Below are 14,808 nucleotides of genomic sequence, written 5' to 3' on the forward strand. Positions count from 1 at the left end.
CTCGGCGCCGATGAAGCCGGAGTTCTTCGCCTTCGAGACGAAGCCGTCGACCTCGACCGTCCAGGCGGCCTCGGGATCGATCACCGTGAGGTCGGCCGTGCTGCCCGCCTCGATCTTGACCGGCTCCACGCGCAGGATGGCGCGCGGGTTAACGGCCATCACTTCGACGAGCTTCGCGTAGTCGATCGCGCCGGTTGCCACCAGGTTCGTGATCATCAGCGAAAGCGAGGTTTCCAGGCCGGTCATGCCGAACATGGCAATCTCGAACTCGCAGTCCTTCTCCCATGCGGCATGCGGCGCATGGTCGGTTACGATGGCGTCGATGGAGCCGTCCTTCACGCCTTCGATGAGCGCGGCCGCGTCATCGGCCGTGCGCAGCGGCGGGTTCACCTTAAGGAAGGTGTTGTAGTCGTCGCCGATGGCGTCCTCGGTCAAGAACAGGTGATGAGGCGTGACCTCGCAGGTGACGGGCAGGCCTTCGGCCTTCGCCGCGCGCACCATGTCAAGACCGCGAGCCGTGGTGATGTGCTGGATGTGCAGCGGGCATCCCGTCAGGCGGCACAGCGCGATGTCGCGGGAGATCTGCAGCTCCTCGCCTTCCGCCGGCCAACCCAGCATGCCCAAGCGCGTAGAGGCAACGCCCTCGTTCACCTGACCGTCGCCCACCAGGTCTTCGTCCTGGCAATGGCTCATGATGACCTTGTCGAACATCGCGCCGTAATCCATGACGCGGCGCATCATGCCCGCATCCTGCACGCCGCGGCCGTCGTCGGTGAAGGCCACCGCGCCATGAGCCACCATGTCGCCCATTTCGGAGAGCGTCTCGCCCTTGAGCCCCTGGCTGCAAGAGCCCGACACGTGCACGCGGCACTTGCCTACTGCGGCTGCGCGCGACTTGACGTACTCCACGCCCAGCGCGTTGTCGATAATGGGCTTGGTGTTGGGCATGCAGCACACCGCCGTGAAGCCGCCGTGAGCCGCCGCGCGCGTTCCGGAAGCGATGTCTTCCTTCTGCTCGAAGCCGGGCTCGCGCAGATGCACGTGCATGTCCACCAGGCCCGGAACCACGATCTTGCCGGAAAGGTCGCGCTCGACGCCCTTCTCCATGGTCAGGCCTTGGCCCACCTCGACGATCTTGCCGTCGCGGACCAGGATGTCGGCCGTTTCGTCCAGACCCACCTGCGGGTCGATCACACGGGCGTTCTTAAGCAGCAAAGCCATCTTCGCTCCCTCCGAGAAGAAGATACATTTCAGCCATACGGGTGAGTATTCCGGCGTAGACCTGGTCGAGGATGACCGAGCGGTTCGGATGGTCGGCCATGTAGCTGTCAAGCTCGACGCCGCGGTTGATGGGGCCGGGGTGGCAGATGAGCGCATCGGGCCTCATCAGATGCTCGCGCTCGCGGGTCAGGCCGAACAGCTGGTTATACTCGCGCAGGCTGGGATACGGCGCGCCCTCCAGGCGTTCGCGCTGGATGCGCAGCATGTACACCACGTCCAGGGTGGGCAGCGCCTCGTCGAGGTTCGTGGTCACATGGTCGGCACCCAGAACGTCGGGGCGGGCAGGCATGAGCGTGCGCGGCGCCACCACGGTCACTTCGCAGCCCATGATCTTGAGCGCGGGGATCAGGCTGCCGCACACGCGGGAGTGGCCGATGTCGCCCACGATGCCCACCTTGAGGCCGTTCAGGTCGCCCTTCTTCTCCCAGATGGAGTACAGGTCCAAAAGCGCCTGGGTAGGATGCTGGTGCTTGCCGTCGCCGGCGTCGATGACGTGGGCGCCGGACACGTCGGCGATCTTGCGGGGCACGCCGGCGTGCTTGTCGCGCACGATGATCATGTCGATCTTGTAGGCGCACAGCGTTTCCACCGTGTCCACCAGGCTCTCGCCCTTCACGAGCGAGGTCGAGCTGCCGCCAAAGTTTAAGCTGTTGGCGGAAAGGCGCTTCTCGGCGATCTCGAACGAGGAGCGCGTGCGCGTGGACGGTTCGTTGAACATGTTGACCACGGTCACGCCCTTGAGCGTGGGCACCTGCTTGATACGGCGCTCGTTGACCTCTTTGAAGCGGACAGCCGTCTCCAGGACGGTCATGATATCGTCAGCGGAATACTCCGTGATGTCGATCAGGTGCTTGTGGTTGAAGCCCATCTCTATTCACCCCCCAGCGGTGCCGAACCCGCGCGGGAGCCCGGAGCCATTTCAAGAATCTCTACTTCGGACTTGCCGTCGGCCTCTTCCAGAAACAAGCGCACGTTCTCCTCGGAGGAAGAAGGCACGTTCTTGCCCACGAAGTCAGCGCGGATGGGAAGCTCGCGGTGCCCGCGATCGACCAGCACCGCCAGCTGCACGGCAGCCGGGCGGCCGATGTCCATGAGCGCGTCGAGCGCGGCGCGGATGGTGCGGCCCGTGTACAGGACGTCGTCCACCAGCACGACGGTCTTGCCGTCGAGGTCGAAGAAGATGTCGGTGGAATGCACCTCGGGAGAGAGATGCGTCGCGAAGTCGTCGCGATAGAAGCTGATGTCGAGCTTTCCGAGCGGCACCTTGGCACCCTCGATCTGCTCGATCTTCTCGGCCAGGCGCTTCGCGAGCAGATCGCCCCGCGTCACGATGCCGACGAGCGCGATGTTGTCCGCGCCCTTGTTGGTCTCGAGGATCTGATGCGCGATGCGCGTCAGCGACCGCTCGATTTCGTCTGCATCCATGCAGACGGTCTTGACCGTGCTTACGTCGTTCATACACACCCTTTCTTTCGTCGAGTGCGTACAGACGGACCAGGTCACCGCCGGGTTTCGCTTTTTCGGCTCGCGCCGACCCGCGTCGCCCCCGAGTTGGCGGCGTCTGCGCGAGGGCATGAAAAAAGCCTCCGCGACAGACAAAGGCTTACAGCATGCGCGTTCTTGTTCGGGTGAACGCTGCTAAGTTGTTACCTTGTCGGTCTCTCTGTACCGCTTTTAAAGGACTGGTGGAAGTATATGCGGTTTTCCGCGATTTGGTAACCCCTTTATTCAAGATTTACGGGGAATGTATGCAAAACCAGTTCAAAAGCCTCGCTGAACTGCGCGGCGAACGGCGTGTGCGCAGCCGAAAAGATGCCGCACACGCACCGTTTCGCATCTTGACCGTACGGGGAAATAGGAGTAGACCGTCATCACCTCGAACTGAGGGGTTTCGCCGCCTCGAGCGCAACGTCCCGAGGCGAACCGGTAGGAGGGTCATGTTGAACGCGAACGCGTTGAAGTATCGGCTCATCGGCGAGCCGCTCAAAAGCTCGGAGATCGAGTCGCAGAAATACGGCGTGGTATGGGGCCTGCCGGTCCTTTCGAGCGACGCGATCTCGTCGGTCGCCTACGCCTGCGAGGAAATCCTCCTGGTCTTGGTTCCCGTGCTCGCCCTGGCAAGCTACACGCCCATGCTCGGCGTGGCCGGAGCCATCATCGCGCTCCTGTTCATGCTGGTGCTGTGCTACCGCCAGGTCATCGACGCCTATCCTCAAGGCGGCGGCGCCTACAGCGTGGCGCGCGAGAACCTGGGGCGCGTCCCGTCGCTCGTGGCGGCTTCGGGCCTCATCCTGGGCTACGTGCTCACCATCGCCGTGAGCTCGTGCTCGGGCGCGGCGGCCGTCACGTCGGCCCTGCCCGCGGCAACCCCTTTCAAAGTCCCCCTGATCGTGGCGTTCGTCGTGCTCATGACGATCGGGAACCTGCGCGGCCTGCGCGAGTCGTCGAAGATGTTCGGGCTGCCCACCTATTTCTTTATTGCATCGGTCCTGGTCATGATCGTGACCGGCGTGGTCAAGTCGGCCCTCGGCCTGACCACGCCGGTTCAGCAGGCGGCGGCCCTCTCCCAAACAACGGGCGACCTCACGCTGTTCCTCGTGTTGAGAGCGTTCTCTTCGGGATGCTCCGCGCTCACCGGCGTCGAGGCCATCAGCAACAGCGTGCCGAACTTCGCGGCTCCGGCGCGCCAGCACGCCAAGGCGACCTTGAACCTGCTGGGAATCGTGGTGCTGGTCATCTTCGGCGGCGTGTGCCTGCTCGCGATGCTCTGCCAGGTCACGCCGTCTTCCGAGATGACCGTGGTGGCGCAGATCGCCACCAGCGTGTTCGGGGCGGACAGCATCATGTTCTACGTGATCCAAGCGGCCACGGCGCTCATCCTGCTTCTAGCCGCCAACACCGCCTACAACGGCCTGCCGCAGCTCATGTCCCTGCTCTCCCTCGACGGATTCCTTCCGAAGCGCTTCGCCGACAAGGGATCGCGGCTCGTGTACACGCACGGCATCCTGTTCGCCTCGGCATTCGCCATCGTTTTGGTGCTGGCGTTCTCCGGGGACACGCACATGCTCATCCCGCTGTACGCGGCCGGCGTGTTCCTGTCGTTCACCATCGCCCAAGGCGGCATGGTCGTCCATTGGCGGCGCAACCGCACGGGTCCCTGGCTTCGTCGCGCCAGCATCAACGGCTTCGGAGCGATTGTCACAGCAGGCGTGTTCGTCGTCATCATCACCACGAACTTCTTCGCCGGGGCATGGATCTCGCTGGTGGCCATCGGCTGCATCGTCGCCGTCATGTCAGTCATCAACAGGCACTACCGCGACGTCAAGGAAAGCCTGGCCATCCACGACGACGAGAAGGCCCGTGCGCTTTTGCAGGTGGACATACCCCGCACCCACGTGGTCGTGCCCGCCTACTCCGTCAACCGGCCGTTCATCAAAACGCTCAACTACGCGCGAAGCCTGAGCAACGACATCGAGGTGTACCACGTGAAAGTCAGCGCGGCCGCCACGCGACGATTCAAGGCCGACTATCAAAGGCTGGGGGTCGATGCGCCGCTCGTCATCGAGAAAGCCCCCTACCGCAACGTTCAGGAAGTCCTCATCAACCACATCGATGCACGGCTTGCGCTCCTGGAAAAGCACGAGACGCTCACCATCGTCATGCCCCAACTGGTGACGAAACCATGGCAGATGCCGCTGCACAATCAGACCACGCTGCTTCTGGAGTCCGAGCTGATAGAGCGCCGCGACGTGGCGCTGATCACGATACCGTACCTGATATACTGCCCGCCCACGTCAGAGAGCCGCCGCACCGACCTGCAATGACGTCGCGGCGACAAGCTCCAACATGCGCGCTCCGAGCGCATTCCACGAAAGGCGCGCCATGTCGACGGGAGCGTCCTCGCAGCGCGCGGGCTGCAGCGCTTCCTGCGCGCTGCGCTCGATGGCGCGAGCCAGCCGTTGCTCGAACGCGGGAAGGTCCTCCTGCGCCGGCTCGTCGACCCCGACCATGCGAGGCGGCTGCACGTACGTCACGGGCGCGCCGGGCACCGATTCGTCCAGCCATTCCCGAATGCCGGGCAGGTCGGTGACCACCACCCGGCACCCGCAGGCAAGCGCCTCGATCACCACGAGCGGCAAGCCCTCGTAGAACGAGGGAAGCACGAACACGTGCGCCCTCTGGTACGTGCGCACCAGCTCGTCCTGATCCACCTTGCCCGCGAACTCCACGGGAAAGCGCACTTCCTTTGCAAGCGCGCGCATGCGCGCAAGATCGTCCTCCGTCGAATGGCCGCCTACCAAGCGCACTGCAAGCCGATCCTTCGGCAGGGGCAGAAGATCCAGGCACCGAAGAAGGCTCTCCACGCCTTTCTTGCGGCTGATCTTGCCCACGTAGGCAACCTCGGCGCGATCGACCGCACGAGGGTTCAATCCTTCGCGGAACACGGTACGATCGTAGCCCGTGCCCGCCACCCGAATGCGCTCGGCGGGCACGCCGTACACGTCCTCGATCTCGCGCTTCTGCGCTTCGTGCAGCGAGAACACCAGATCGAGCGCGCACAGCCGACACGATGCGCTCGCGCTCCAAGCCGTGGCTGCGCATCTGGCGCAGGTCGGTGGAATGGCACACCGCCGTCACCGGGCAGGGCAAGCCCGCCTCCACCGTCACCGCGGCAACCAGGTACAGGTGGTGGCAGATCACCAGGTCGGGTTCGAACGTACGCGCCACGTCGGCGATGGCGGCCGAGAACGCAGCTTCGAAGCGTGCCACCATATCCGGTGTCATATCGCGATAGCGCGTGGAGGCGTACGGCATCTGATCGCTCATGCCGCACACGGGAAACGGCAGGTCGGGCGTGCGATAGCGCACCGGATGGAACAGGACGCCCTCGCCAAGCGCAGGATCGTCGTCCGCGTCGACACCCGCGATCACCGCGACTTCGTGGCCGGCGGCGCGAAACGCGCGCACGGTCTGGGCCAGGTACACGCCGCTGCCCGTGCTGTCCGGCTTCTGCGCGCTGATCGTCAATATCCTCATGGGCGTCTCCTCCTGTTGTCGGCCTCCCATGATACTACGAGGTTTCGCGCCGAAGGAAGGCATCCGGGCAGGCGGCACTCGGCCGCAACCGCCGCAACACCGCCGAAGCTAGCGAACAAGGCGAGACCAACGCGGTCTGACCGCGTTCCCGGAGGCTGCTACGAGCGCCGCGGCGGCGTTCCCCGAGGCTGCGACGGGCATCGTAGTGGCACCCTGTCAAAACGGACGAGTTTTGCGGCGGTTTTCCGCCTTTGAAGAAACTGCCGGCTGAAGGTGTTTTGCATCGCACCTGGTCATGAGCTTGCCAGCACCTTTTATCCTGATTCGAGGACCAGCAAAACTCGCCCGTTTTGACAGAACGAGCGAAACCGGGGCGGAGCCGGGTTCTGCGAAGCTCGCTTCCGGGTCGCGTCTCGGCGCCGCGGGCGCGAATCCCACCGTCAGCCCCAGGTCGACGCTCGCCCGGCGGGTACGCGCGTCGCCGTTCGCCGCCCATGCTATACTCGACCGAAACGCGCCGCCCGACGCGGCGGCCGATGAGCAGAAAGCGACGCATCATGAGCGAAACCGAGCGCATACGCTTAACCCGCCTGACCGAAAAAGGCGGTTGAGCAGCGAAGTGGGGTCCGGGTGACCTCGAAGCCATATTGAAGGACATCGCGCCGCCGCCCGACGCCGATCTGCTGCTGGGATTCGACACGTCCGACGACGCCGCCGTGTACCGTCTCGACGACGAAACGGCCGCCGTGCTCACGCTGGATTTCTTCACGCCCGTCGTGGACGACCCTTACGAATTCGGAGCCATCGCAGCGGCGAACGCTCTTTCCGACGTGTTCGCCATGGGCGGCAAGCCCTTGACGGCGCTCAACATCCTCGCGTTCCCTTGCAGCTTGGGCACGAACGTGGTAAGCGACGTGCTGCGCGGAGGGGCCGACAAGGTGCGCGAAGCCGGAGCGTTCGTGGTGGGCGGCCATTCCATCGAAGACGACGAGCCCAAATACGGGCTTTCGGTTTTCGGAACCGTGCATCCCGACCGCATCGTGCGCAACGGCGGGGCGCAGCCGGGCGACGTGCTGTTCTACACCAAAACGCTGGGATCGGGCATCATGAACGCGGGCTATCGCGCCGGATTGGTCGATGAAGCGGGCATGCGGCCCGTCATTGACTCCATGATGGAACTCAACAAGGACGCCGCTTGCGCCATGCTCCAAGCGAACGTCCACGCCGCCACCGACGTGACCGGTTTCGGGTTGGCGGGGCACCTTCACGAGATGCTTGCCGCAAGCGGGGCTGCCGCCCGGCTCGACTGGGACGCGCTGCCCCTGTTCGACGGCGTGTACCAGCTTTCCTGCGACTACTGCCGACCCGGGAAGAGCTTCGGCATCATCGAGTGGGCCAGCGCGTACGTGTCTTCAGAGGGCCTGGACGACGAGGAATTCGACAACCGCATGGGCGTTCTGTGCGATCCGCAAACCTCAGGCGGCCTGCTGGTGGCCGTCAGCCCAAACGAAGCCGACGCGTTCTCGGAAGCGTTCGAGCGAAGGACGGGGCGCGCGCCCTCGCGCATCGGCTGGGTGGAAGTGGGCGAAGCGGGACGCATCAGGATGGTTTGAGCGCGCGTCGAGCAACGTCGATCCGAAACCGCTCGACGTTCTCAGTACAGGTAGACTTCGTGCATGCCCTCGAAAGCCAAGCCGCGCTCCCGCAGCGCGGCTTCGAGCACGTCGCGCTCTGCCGCCGGAACGCACCAGGCGATGCCGCAGCCAGCCGCTATCTCCGAAGGCACGGGAATGGCTCGACCGGGAATTCCGCCGTCGCGCGCCTGCGACTCCACGGCCAGCGCATCGCTCGAAGACGCGAACGTCGCAACCGCCTTCGGCGTCTTGCTCCTCATCGACCTTCGACCTCCGCCGCTATTTCGACCACGGCGCGAATCGCCGCGTCCACGTCGGCCTCGGTGTTGAAGGAGCTGAAGCTGAACCGCACCGCACCCTGCTCGCGCGTGCCCAATGCCTCGTGCATGAGCGGCGCGCAGTGGGCGCCGGCACGCGTGCAGATGCCGAACTCGGCGTTCAGGATGTCGCCCACCGTTGAAGAGTCGCACGCTCCCACGTTGAGCGCGACGATCCCGCACCTGCCGGCATCGCCGCCCCCGCCGTACACCCGCACGCCCGCAACGGCGCGCACGCCGCGTTCGAACCGTCGGGCAAGCTGGGTCGCTTGGGCGGCAAGCGACGCGACGCCCCGCTCCTCGATGTAGGCCAAGCCCGCCTCCAGCCCTGCGATTCCATGGGCGTTGAGCGTGCCCGCCTCCAGACGGTCGGGCATCTGAGCAGGTTGGGATCTGTCGTAGCTGCGCGCGCCCGTGCCGCCAACCTTGAACGGCCTGACCTCAACATGCGAGGCCACCGCTAGGCCGCCGGTGCCCTGCGGGCCGTACAGGCTCTTGTGCCCGGTGAACGCCGCAACGTCAATGCCGTCGCGCTCGATGTCGATGTCGAGCAAACCGGCCGTCTGGGCAACATCCGCCACCAGAAGGGCGCCGTGATCGTGGCTGATGCGGGCCAATCGGGCGATGTCGTAAACGTCCCCGGTCAGGTTCGAGGCATGGGTCACCACGGCAAGCTTCGTGTCCGGGCGAAACGCGGCGTCGAAGGCGTCGTAATCGAGGGAGCCGTCCCGCCCCACGTCAACGATAGACAAGCCGCAGCCGTGCTCGTCCTGCATGCGGTACAGCGGCCGCAGCGCCGAATTGTGGGAAGCCGCCGTGGTAACCGCATGCGCGCCTGGCTCCAAAAGGCCGAGCACGGCGGCGTTAAGGGCCTCGGTGGCGTTGCAGGCGAAGGCGATGCGCGACGGACCCGCCGCGCCCAGAAGACGCACAAGGCGCTCACGGGCGCGAAAGACCGCCAACCCGGCATCGAGCGAAGCTCCGTGCGCGCCCCTGCCCGCACCGCCGAACCCGTCGATGGCGCGAGCGACCGCCTTCGCGACCTCGGGCGGCTTGCGCGCGGTCGTCGCGGCGTTGTCCAGGTAGATCATGGCGCGCTTCCTTCCTTGCCGCAGCCGATTACGGCCTGATCACCGTAGCGGCAGCCGCTTGCTTCTCGACGATGGCGTACATGTTGGTAACCTCTCCCACCGCCAAACGCTCGGTCAAGCCGAAGTGCGCCAGGCAGGTCCCGCAGCTCATAACCTCGACCCCCGCACGTTGCAGCGCGGTCAAATCCTCGAGCGAAGCCGACCCTTCGCACGCCAGCTTCACGCCCGAGTTGTACAGCAGCACCGTCGAAGGCAGCTGGTCGAGCTGCGTCAGCGCGAACACGAAGCCCTTCATGAGCACCGCGCCCAGCTCGTCGTCGCCCGACCCCATGAATTCTGACGCGATGACGACCGCGCTTGCAGCCCCGGCATCGGAAACCGCAGCAGGCTCCGCCGCAAGAGCAGCTTGCGAAGCGCCCGCAGCAACGGCGCCCTTCGAAAAGGTCACCGCGAACGCCCCGTCGTCACGATCCTCGCGGTGCGCCGTGCACTTGAGGGCGCGGGCGAGCGATTCCAGGTTGTCCGCGGCCGTCGCATTGTCCACGAGCACTTCCAACAGACCGGCGTCCATAGCCGCGAGCGCCTTTTTCGCGCGTACCACCGGCAGCGGGCACGCCTGCCCGCGCGCGTCAACTTGCTCCAATTAAGACTCCTTCTTCCGGTAAATGAACCAGTACGCCAAGCCCACCAGAACGCCGCCCGCGATGTTGCCCAGGGTAGCCGCCGACAGGTTCGCCAGCATCCCACCTAGCGTGACCGCGTCCGCAGCGCCGAAGCCCATGCCGTTCAGAACGAACCCCAACGGCAGCAGGAACATGTTCGCCACGCAGTGCTCGAACCCGCAGGCGATGAACGCCGACACGGGAAGAAGCACTCCCAGAACCTTATCGGCAACCGTGCGCGCCGAAAAGCCGATCCACACGGCCAAGCATACCAAGACGTTGCACAAAATGCCCTTGAAGAACAGCGTGATCCAGTCGGGCGACACCTTTCCGGCGGCGATGCTCACCATAGCCTCGCCCACCGCGCCGCCGTTCATCTGAAACACCTGCGCCATGTACACCATCCCCACGATGACGAGCGCGCCTACCAGGTTCCCGATCCACACCGTGGTCCAATTCTTCAACGTAGCGCTCCAGCTGATCTTGCGCGAAGCCTTAGCGCAGATCAAAAGCGTGTTCCCCGTGAACAGCTCGGCGCCGCAGCACAGCACCAGAACCAAACCCAGGCAAAAGCACACGCCGCCCACCATGCGCTGCACGGCGAAGGGCATGGCGGGATCGCCCAAAAACACGCAGAAGTACAGGCCGCCGAGCGCGATGAACGCGCCCGCGAGCATCGCCGAGACGAAGCACTTGCCCAACGGCATGGCCGCCTTCGTCTTGCCAAGCGTTTCGGCCTTCAACGCCGTCTCCGCGGGAGACAGCGCGTCGGGCTTGAGAGCCCTCAAATCCTCGTTGCTCACGTTCATGGAGCCCGCATCCCCTTCTCTCGTCGCCGACAACGCGCCGCTCGCCCGGCGAAGGCCGCAGCACCGTTGCCGTTCATCCTTGATTCCTCACCGTCCGAGCCTGTTGCAGGCCCGATCACCGAACAACATCGCATTGTTGCACATTCGTCGCACCGCGCCTACGGGAAATCTGGCGGAACGGCTTGCGGAAGGTCGTTTCGTGCGCCCCGAAGCCTTCCGAACCGAGCCGCCCCGACCGCCGACGCGGCCCCGCAAGCCGGTTCTTGGCCCAGGAGCCGCGCGCGGGCGCGCCTTGGTATACTCTTACGCGATCCACGCGCGTCAAAGAAAGGCAGTCCATGAAACCCGCTTCCGTTCAAGACATACTCCGAACCCTCCCGCAGGTGGAGGAAACGCTCAACGCGCCGCAGCTGCGCGCGCTCGATGCGCTGCTGCCCCGACGCATCCTGGCCGACTGCGCCCGCGCATCCATCGACGAAGCGCGCCAGGAGGTGCTGGCGGGCCGCCGAACCGCTGTGAACGCGAACGCCGTCGCGGACGACGCCTGCGCCCGCGCGCTCGCCAACCTTGCGCCGTCGCTGCGCCGCGTGATAAACGCCACGGGCGTGGTGGTCCACACGAACCTCGGACGCAGCGCGCTTGCCGAGGAAGCCGTCGAGGCCGTCGTGGAGGCGGCGCGCGGGTACTCCACGCTGGAGTACGACGTGAACGCCCTTGCGCGCGGCAGCCGCCACGATCATGTAGAGCATCTGATCTGCGCCTTGACCGGGGCGGAAGCGGCCATCGCCGTGAACAACAACGCCGCCGCCGTCATGATGGTGCTGACGGAGTTCGCCGCAGGGCACGAGGGCGTCGTGTCCCGCGGAGAGCTTGTGGAAATAGGCGGATCCTTCCGCATTCCCGACATCATGGCGCTGTCGAACGCGGCCATGGTGGAAGTGGGCACCACGAACAAGACCCATCCGGCCGATTACGAGCGCGCCCTCGGCCCGGACACCGCCATGCTGCTGAAGGTGCATCCCTCGAACTACCGCATGGTCGGGTTCACCGAAAGCGTGGGCATACGCGAGCTGCGACGCATCGCCGACGCCGAGAACGAACGCCGGCGCGCCAATCCGCAGACGCCGCCCCTTCCCGAGGTAATGGTCTACGAAGACCAGGGGTCGGGCGCGCTTCTGCGACTGGACTGCTTCGGCGATTACGCTGAGCCCACGGTGGCCGAATCGCTGCAAGCGGGCGTCGACCTGGTCTCGTTTTCCGGCGACAAGCTGCTCGGAGGCCCGCAGGCGGGCATCATAGCGGGCTCGAAGCGCCACATCGACCGCCTGAAGAAGAACCCGCTCGCGCGCGCGCTTCGCCTGGACAAGATGACGCTTGCCGCGCTCGAGGCGACGCTGCGCCTTTACCTGGACCCCGAGCGAGCCATGCAGGCCGTCCCGACGCTTCGCATGCTCTCGGAGGACGCAGCCGTCGTCCGCACGCGCGCCGAGCGCCTGAGCGAACAGGTATCGAAAACCGTAGCCGATCGCTTCGCCCGCGTCGACGTGGTGCCGGAAACCGGGCGCGCCGGCGGCGGAGCGCTTCCCATGTGCGACATCGACACGTTCGCCGTACGCGTGTCGTTCCTGCAGGGCAGTGCGCAGGAATGCGAAGAGTACCTGGTGAAGCGCGCGCCCGTTCCGGTGGTGGGCCGCATCAAGAAGGAGTGCGTGCTGCTCGACGCCCGCACCTTGAGCGAAGAGGACCTTCCCGCGATAGCCGAATCGCTGGGCGCTTACTTCAACAACCTGGACGCACGGAAGGAGACTTGCTCATGAGCACGCCGTCGCACCCTGACTTGGTGCTGGGCACCGCCGGGCACATCGACCACGGCAAGTCGTCGCTCGTGCTCGCGCTCACCGGAACCGATCCCGACCGCCTGTCCGAAGAGAAGAAGCGCGGCATCACCATCGAGCTGGGCTTCGCGCAGCTTTCCCTGCCCGGAGGCTTGACCATGGGCGTGGTGGACGTTCCGGGCCACGAGCGCTTCGTGCGCCAGATGATCGCTGGCGCCACGGGCATCGATTTGGCCCTGCTGTGCATCGCGGCCGACGACGGTGTCATGCCCCAGACCGTCGAGCACCTTGCCGTACTGGAGCTTCTGGGCATTTCATCGGTCGTCGTCGCGCTGACCAAGATCGACCTGGTCGACGACGAATGGGCGGCGTTCATGGCCGACGAGATCCGCAGCCGCCTTGAGACCACGCCGTACGCGGACGCGCCCGTGGTACGCGTTTCCAGCCGAACGGGACGTGGGCTCGACGCGCTCAAAGACGAGCTGGTTCGCGCCGCGCGCGCCACGTCCCGGGTCAAAAAGGGCGCGCACCTGCGCCTGCCCGTCGACCGAACCTTCACCATCAAAGGCGCAGGCACCGTGGTGACGGGCACGCTTTGGAACGGAGAAGCGTCCGTCGGCGACGAGGTCGAGGTGCTCCCCGGCGGCCTGCGCACGCGCATCCGCGGCATCCAGGTGCATGGAAGCCCGGTCGAGCGCGCCAAAGCCGGCCATCGCGTGGCCTTGAACTTGAACGCGCTCTCGACGGCCGAGGTGCGTCCGGGCGACTTCCTGGCAACGCCGGGCGCGATGCGCCCGACAGACCGCTTCGACGCCGACCTGACCTACCTGGGAATTCCCGGCCGAGACGCGAAGCCCCTGGAAAGCGGCTCGCGCGTGCACGTGGCCCACGGAACGCGCGAGGTCACGGCGCGCGTGCTGCTCATGGAGGGCCGGACGAGCCTCGCGCCCGGAGAGCGCGCGCTCGCGCAGATCCGCCTCGACGAGCCCCTGCCCGCCGCATGGCGGGACCGCTTCGTCATCCGCTCCTACTCCCCGGTGCACGTCATAGGCGGCGGCGTGATTCTGCGCGCGCACCCCCGCCGCACCACCACGCTGTCCGAGCCTGCCCGTCATCTGCTGGAAGCGCTGCGCGCCGACGACGAAGCGGCCGTGGCCCAGGCGGCATTCTCCCTGGCGACGCTGCCCATCCTGGCCAACGAGCTGGCGGAAGCCTCGGGGCTGGAAGCGTCGCAGGCCGCGCGCGAGCTTGAAGCGCTGGCAACCAAGCGCGCAGCCGTGCGCCTAGACGGCCCGCAAACCCGCTACGCGAGCGCGCAGACGCTGCAGAAAGCGCGCTCGACCATCGAGAACGAGCTGTTGAGGTTCCATTCCCAGAACCCCGATTCCACGGGAATCGCGAAGGACGCCCTGCGGCAAAGAAGCCTGCCGCGCGCAGACGCCGCCTGCTTCGACGCGCTGCTGGCCTACGCAGTCGCCCAAGGCGCCGCCGTGGTGGCGGGCGGCGAGGTCAGCCACCCGCGCGCAGGCGCGGGTGCGCGCATGAAAGAGGAGCAAGCGGCCAAAAAGCTGGGCGATGCGCTCGCGAGCGCGGCAGGGGCCCCGCCGACCATCGCCGACCTTGTAAGCCACGCGGACCTGGATTCCTCGCTCGGGTACAAGGCGCTCGGAATCTTGGAAAAGCAAGGGCTTGCGCGACGGGTCGGAAAAGACTTCTGCTTCGACGCAGCGGCGCTCGAAGCCTTCGAGAAAGCCGTGAGAAACCGGCTGGCGCACGGTCCGGCAACAGCCGCCGAGCTGAAGGACGCCATGGAAACCAGCAGAAAGTACGCCATCCCCCTGCTCGAGTACTTCGACGCGAACGGCGTGACGCGTCGAGAAGGAGACGTTCGCGTCCTGAACGGGTAGATGTGGGGTTTTCGCCTAAACGTCGGCGTGCTCCGATCAAGTTGCGGTATTATAGCGATGCGCCGGTTCCGGCGCATCTTTCATGGGGAGATGGATGGGTCCTGGTGGGCCCCGCGGCCTTCAAAGCCGTTGTGAGGCGCGCAGAACGTCTCGGGTGTGTTCGATTCGCACGCATCTCCGCCATTTCACGTTCGGAAGCCCTTGCTCCGCGCCGCCAATCGAAGCCGTCGCTCGT

General features: G+C 65.7%; 12 protein-coding genes, 1 tRNA gene and 1 pseudogene. 5 read left to right on the top strand and 9 right to left on the bottom strand.

The genetic code is table 11. From position 1 onward, the window contains the following. From ACMNI9_RS06940 to pyrR, 3 genes are all read right to left on the bottom strand, one after another. Positions 1-1,221 (bottom strand): dihydroorotase (locus tag ACMNI9_RS06940; protein WP_418831331.1); only part of this gene is annotated, 1,221 nt, incomplete at its 3' end. Further along, the gene (locus ACMNI9_RS06945) at positions 1,205-2,149 is read right to left on the bottom strand and encodes an aspartate carbamoyltransferase catalytic subunit (RefSeq protein ID WP_114565729.1); all 945 of its coding nucleotides are present in this window, start codon (positions 2,147-2,149) and stop codon (positions 1,205-1,207) included. The genes ACMNI9_RS06945 and ACMNI9_RS06940, both read right to left, overlap by 17 nt. 2 nt (positions 2,150-2,151) lie before the next feature. Further along, complete coding sequence (gene pyrR, locus ACMNI9_RS06950) at positions 2,152-2,739, bottom strand: bifunctional pyr operon transcriptional regulator/uracil phosphoribosyltransferase PyrR (RefSeq protein WP_114565730.1); 588 nt, start codon at positions 2,737-2,739, stop codon at positions 2,152-2,154. 479 nt (positions 2,740-3,218) lie between these two features. Here pyrR and ACMNI9_RS06955 point away from each other — a divergent pair, with 479 nt between their 5' ends. Continuing rightward, a complete protein-coding gene (locus ACMNI9_RS06955) occupies positions 3,219-5,105 on the top strand; it encodes an APC family permease (protein ID WP_225749230.1) in 1,887 nt (628 codons plus the stop codon). Here ACMNI9_RS06955 and ACMNI9_RS06960 read toward each other — a convergent pair. Together ACMNI9_RS06960 and ACMNI9_RS06965 are read right to left on the bottom strand one after the other, a co-directional pair. Next, the gene (locus ACMNI9_RS06960; protein WP_418831332.1) at positions 5,076-5,825 is read right to left on the bottom strand and encodes a glycosyltransferase family 4 protein; all 750 of its coding nucleotides are present in this window, start codon (positions 5,823-5,825) and stop codon (positions 5,076-5,078) included. The two genes, ACMNI9_RS06955 and ACMNI9_RS06960, sit on opposite strands and share 30 nt — an antisense overlap. 49 nt (positions 5,826-5,874) lie before the next feature. Further along, a pseudogene (locus ACMNI9_RS06965) lies at positions 5,875-6,381 on the bottom strand (glycosyltransferase family 4 protein); the annotation flags it as partial. A gap of 494 nt (positions 6,382-6,875) precedes the next feature. Here ACMNI9_RS06965 and selD point away from each other — a divergent pair. Next, complete coding sequence (gene selD / locus ACMNI9_RS06970; protein WP_418831333.1) at positions 6,876-7,931, top strand: selenide, water dikinase SelD; 1,056 nt, start codon at positions 6,876-6,878, stop codon at positions 7,929-7,931. 41 nt (positions 7,932-7,972) lie between these two features. On the opposite strand, the gene ACMNI9_RS06975 is transcribed toward selD, so the two are convergent. Genes ACMNI9_RS06975 through ACMNI9_RS06990 form a run of 4 tightly spaced genes read right to left on the bottom strand, consistent with a single transcriptional unit; the run spans position 7,973 to position 10,831 of the window. Continuing rightward, positions 7,973-8,212: a DUF3343 domain-containing protein gene (locus ACMNI9_RS06975; RefSeq protein WP_114565733.1), complete on the bottom strand. Its 240-nt coding sequence runs from the start codon at positions 8,210-8,212 to the stop codon at positions 7,973-7,975. Further along, positions 8,209-9,360 carry an aminotransferase class V-fold PLP-dependent enzyme gene (locus ACMNI9_RS06980; protein WP_418831334.1) on the bottom strand — a complete coding sequence of 384 codons (1,152 nt, stop codon included), beginning with the start codon at positions 9,358-9,360 and terminating at the stop codon, positions 8,209-8,211. The genes ACMNI9_RS06975 and ACMNI9_RS06980 overlap by 4 nt, the downstream gene beginning before the upstream one ends. 28 nt (positions 9,361-9,388) lie before the next feature. Further along, positions 9,389-10,003, bottom strand: coding sequence for a sulfurtransferase-like selenium metabolism protein YedF (yedF, locus tag ACMNI9_RS06985; RefSeq protein ID WP_418831335.1), 615 nt, complete (start codon positions 10,001-10,003; stop codon positions 9,389-9,391). Continuing rightward, on the bottom strand, positions 10,004-10,831 hold the full coding sequence (locus tag ACMNI9_RS06990; RefSeq protein WP_216528544.1) for a formate/nitrite transporter family protein: 828 nt from the start codon (positions 10,829-10,831) through the stop codon (positions 10,004-10,006). It lies immediately after the preceding gene. 338 nt (positions 10,832-11,169) lie between these two features. Between ACMNI9_RS06990 and selA the strand changes: the two genes are divergently transcribed. The 3 genes from selA (at position 11,170) to ACMNI9_RS07005 (ending at position 14,756) form a co-directional block, all read left to right on the top strand. Beyond that, entirely contained in the window at positions 11,170-12,648 is a 1,479-nt protein-coding gene (gene selA / locus ACMNI9_RS06995; protein WP_418831336.1) for an L-seryl-tRNA(Sec) selenium transferase, read from the top strand. Beyond that, positions 12,645-14,573, top strand: coding sequence for a selenocysteine-specific translation elongation factor (gene selB, locus ACMNI9_RS07000; RefSeq protein WP_225749235.1), 1,929 nt, complete (start codon positions 12,645-12,647; stop codon positions 14,571-14,573). The genes selA and selB overlap by 4 nt, the downstream gene beginning before the upstream one ends. Positions 14,574-14,659: 86 nt before the next feature. Further along, positions 14,660-14,756, top strand: a tRNA-Sec gene (locus ACMNI9_RS07005). The last annotated feature ends 52 nt before the right edge of the window (positions 14,757-14,808 follow it).

Source organism: Paraeggerthella sp. (assembly GCF_048427265.1).
GTDB classification, from domain to species: Bacteria; Actinomycetota; Coriobacteriia; order Coriobacteriales; family Eggerthellaceae; genus Paraeggerthella; species Paraeggerthella hominis.

Bases quoted from the DNA above. Each gene is read 5' to 3' on its own strand.
- ACMNI9_RS06945 (WP_114565729.1), bottom strand. From the start codon at position 2,149: ATGGGCTTCAACCACAAGCACCTGATCGACATCACGGAGTATTCCGCT.
- pyrR (WP_114565730.1), bottom strand. From the start codon at position 2,739: ATGAACGACGTAAGCACGGTCAAGACCGTCTGCATGGATGCAGACGAA.
- ACMNI9_RS06955 (WP_225749230.1), top strand. From the start codon at position 3,219: ATGTTGAACGCGAACGCGTTGAAGTATCGGCTCATCGGCGAGCCGCTC.
- ACMNI9_RS06975 (WP_114565733.1), bottom strand. From the start codon at position 8,212: ATGAGGAGCAAGACGCCGAAGGCGGTTGCGACGTTCGCGTCTTCGAGC.
- ACMNI9_RS06980 (WP_418831334.1), bottom strand. From the start codon at position 9,360: ATGATCTACCTGGACAACGCCGCGACGACCGCGCGCAAGCCGCCCGAG.
- ACMNI9_RS06990 (WP_216528544.1), bottom strand. From the start codon at position 10,831: ATGAACGTGAGCAACGAGGATTTGAGGGCTCTCAAGCCCGACGCGCTG.
- selA (WP_418831336.1), top strand. From the start codon at position 11,170: ATGAAACCCGCTTCCGTTCAAGACATACTCCGAACCCTCCCGCAGGTG.
- selB (WP_225749235.1), top strand. From the start codon at position 12,645: ATGAGCACGCCGTCGCACCCTGACTTGGTGCTGGGCACCGCCGGGCAC.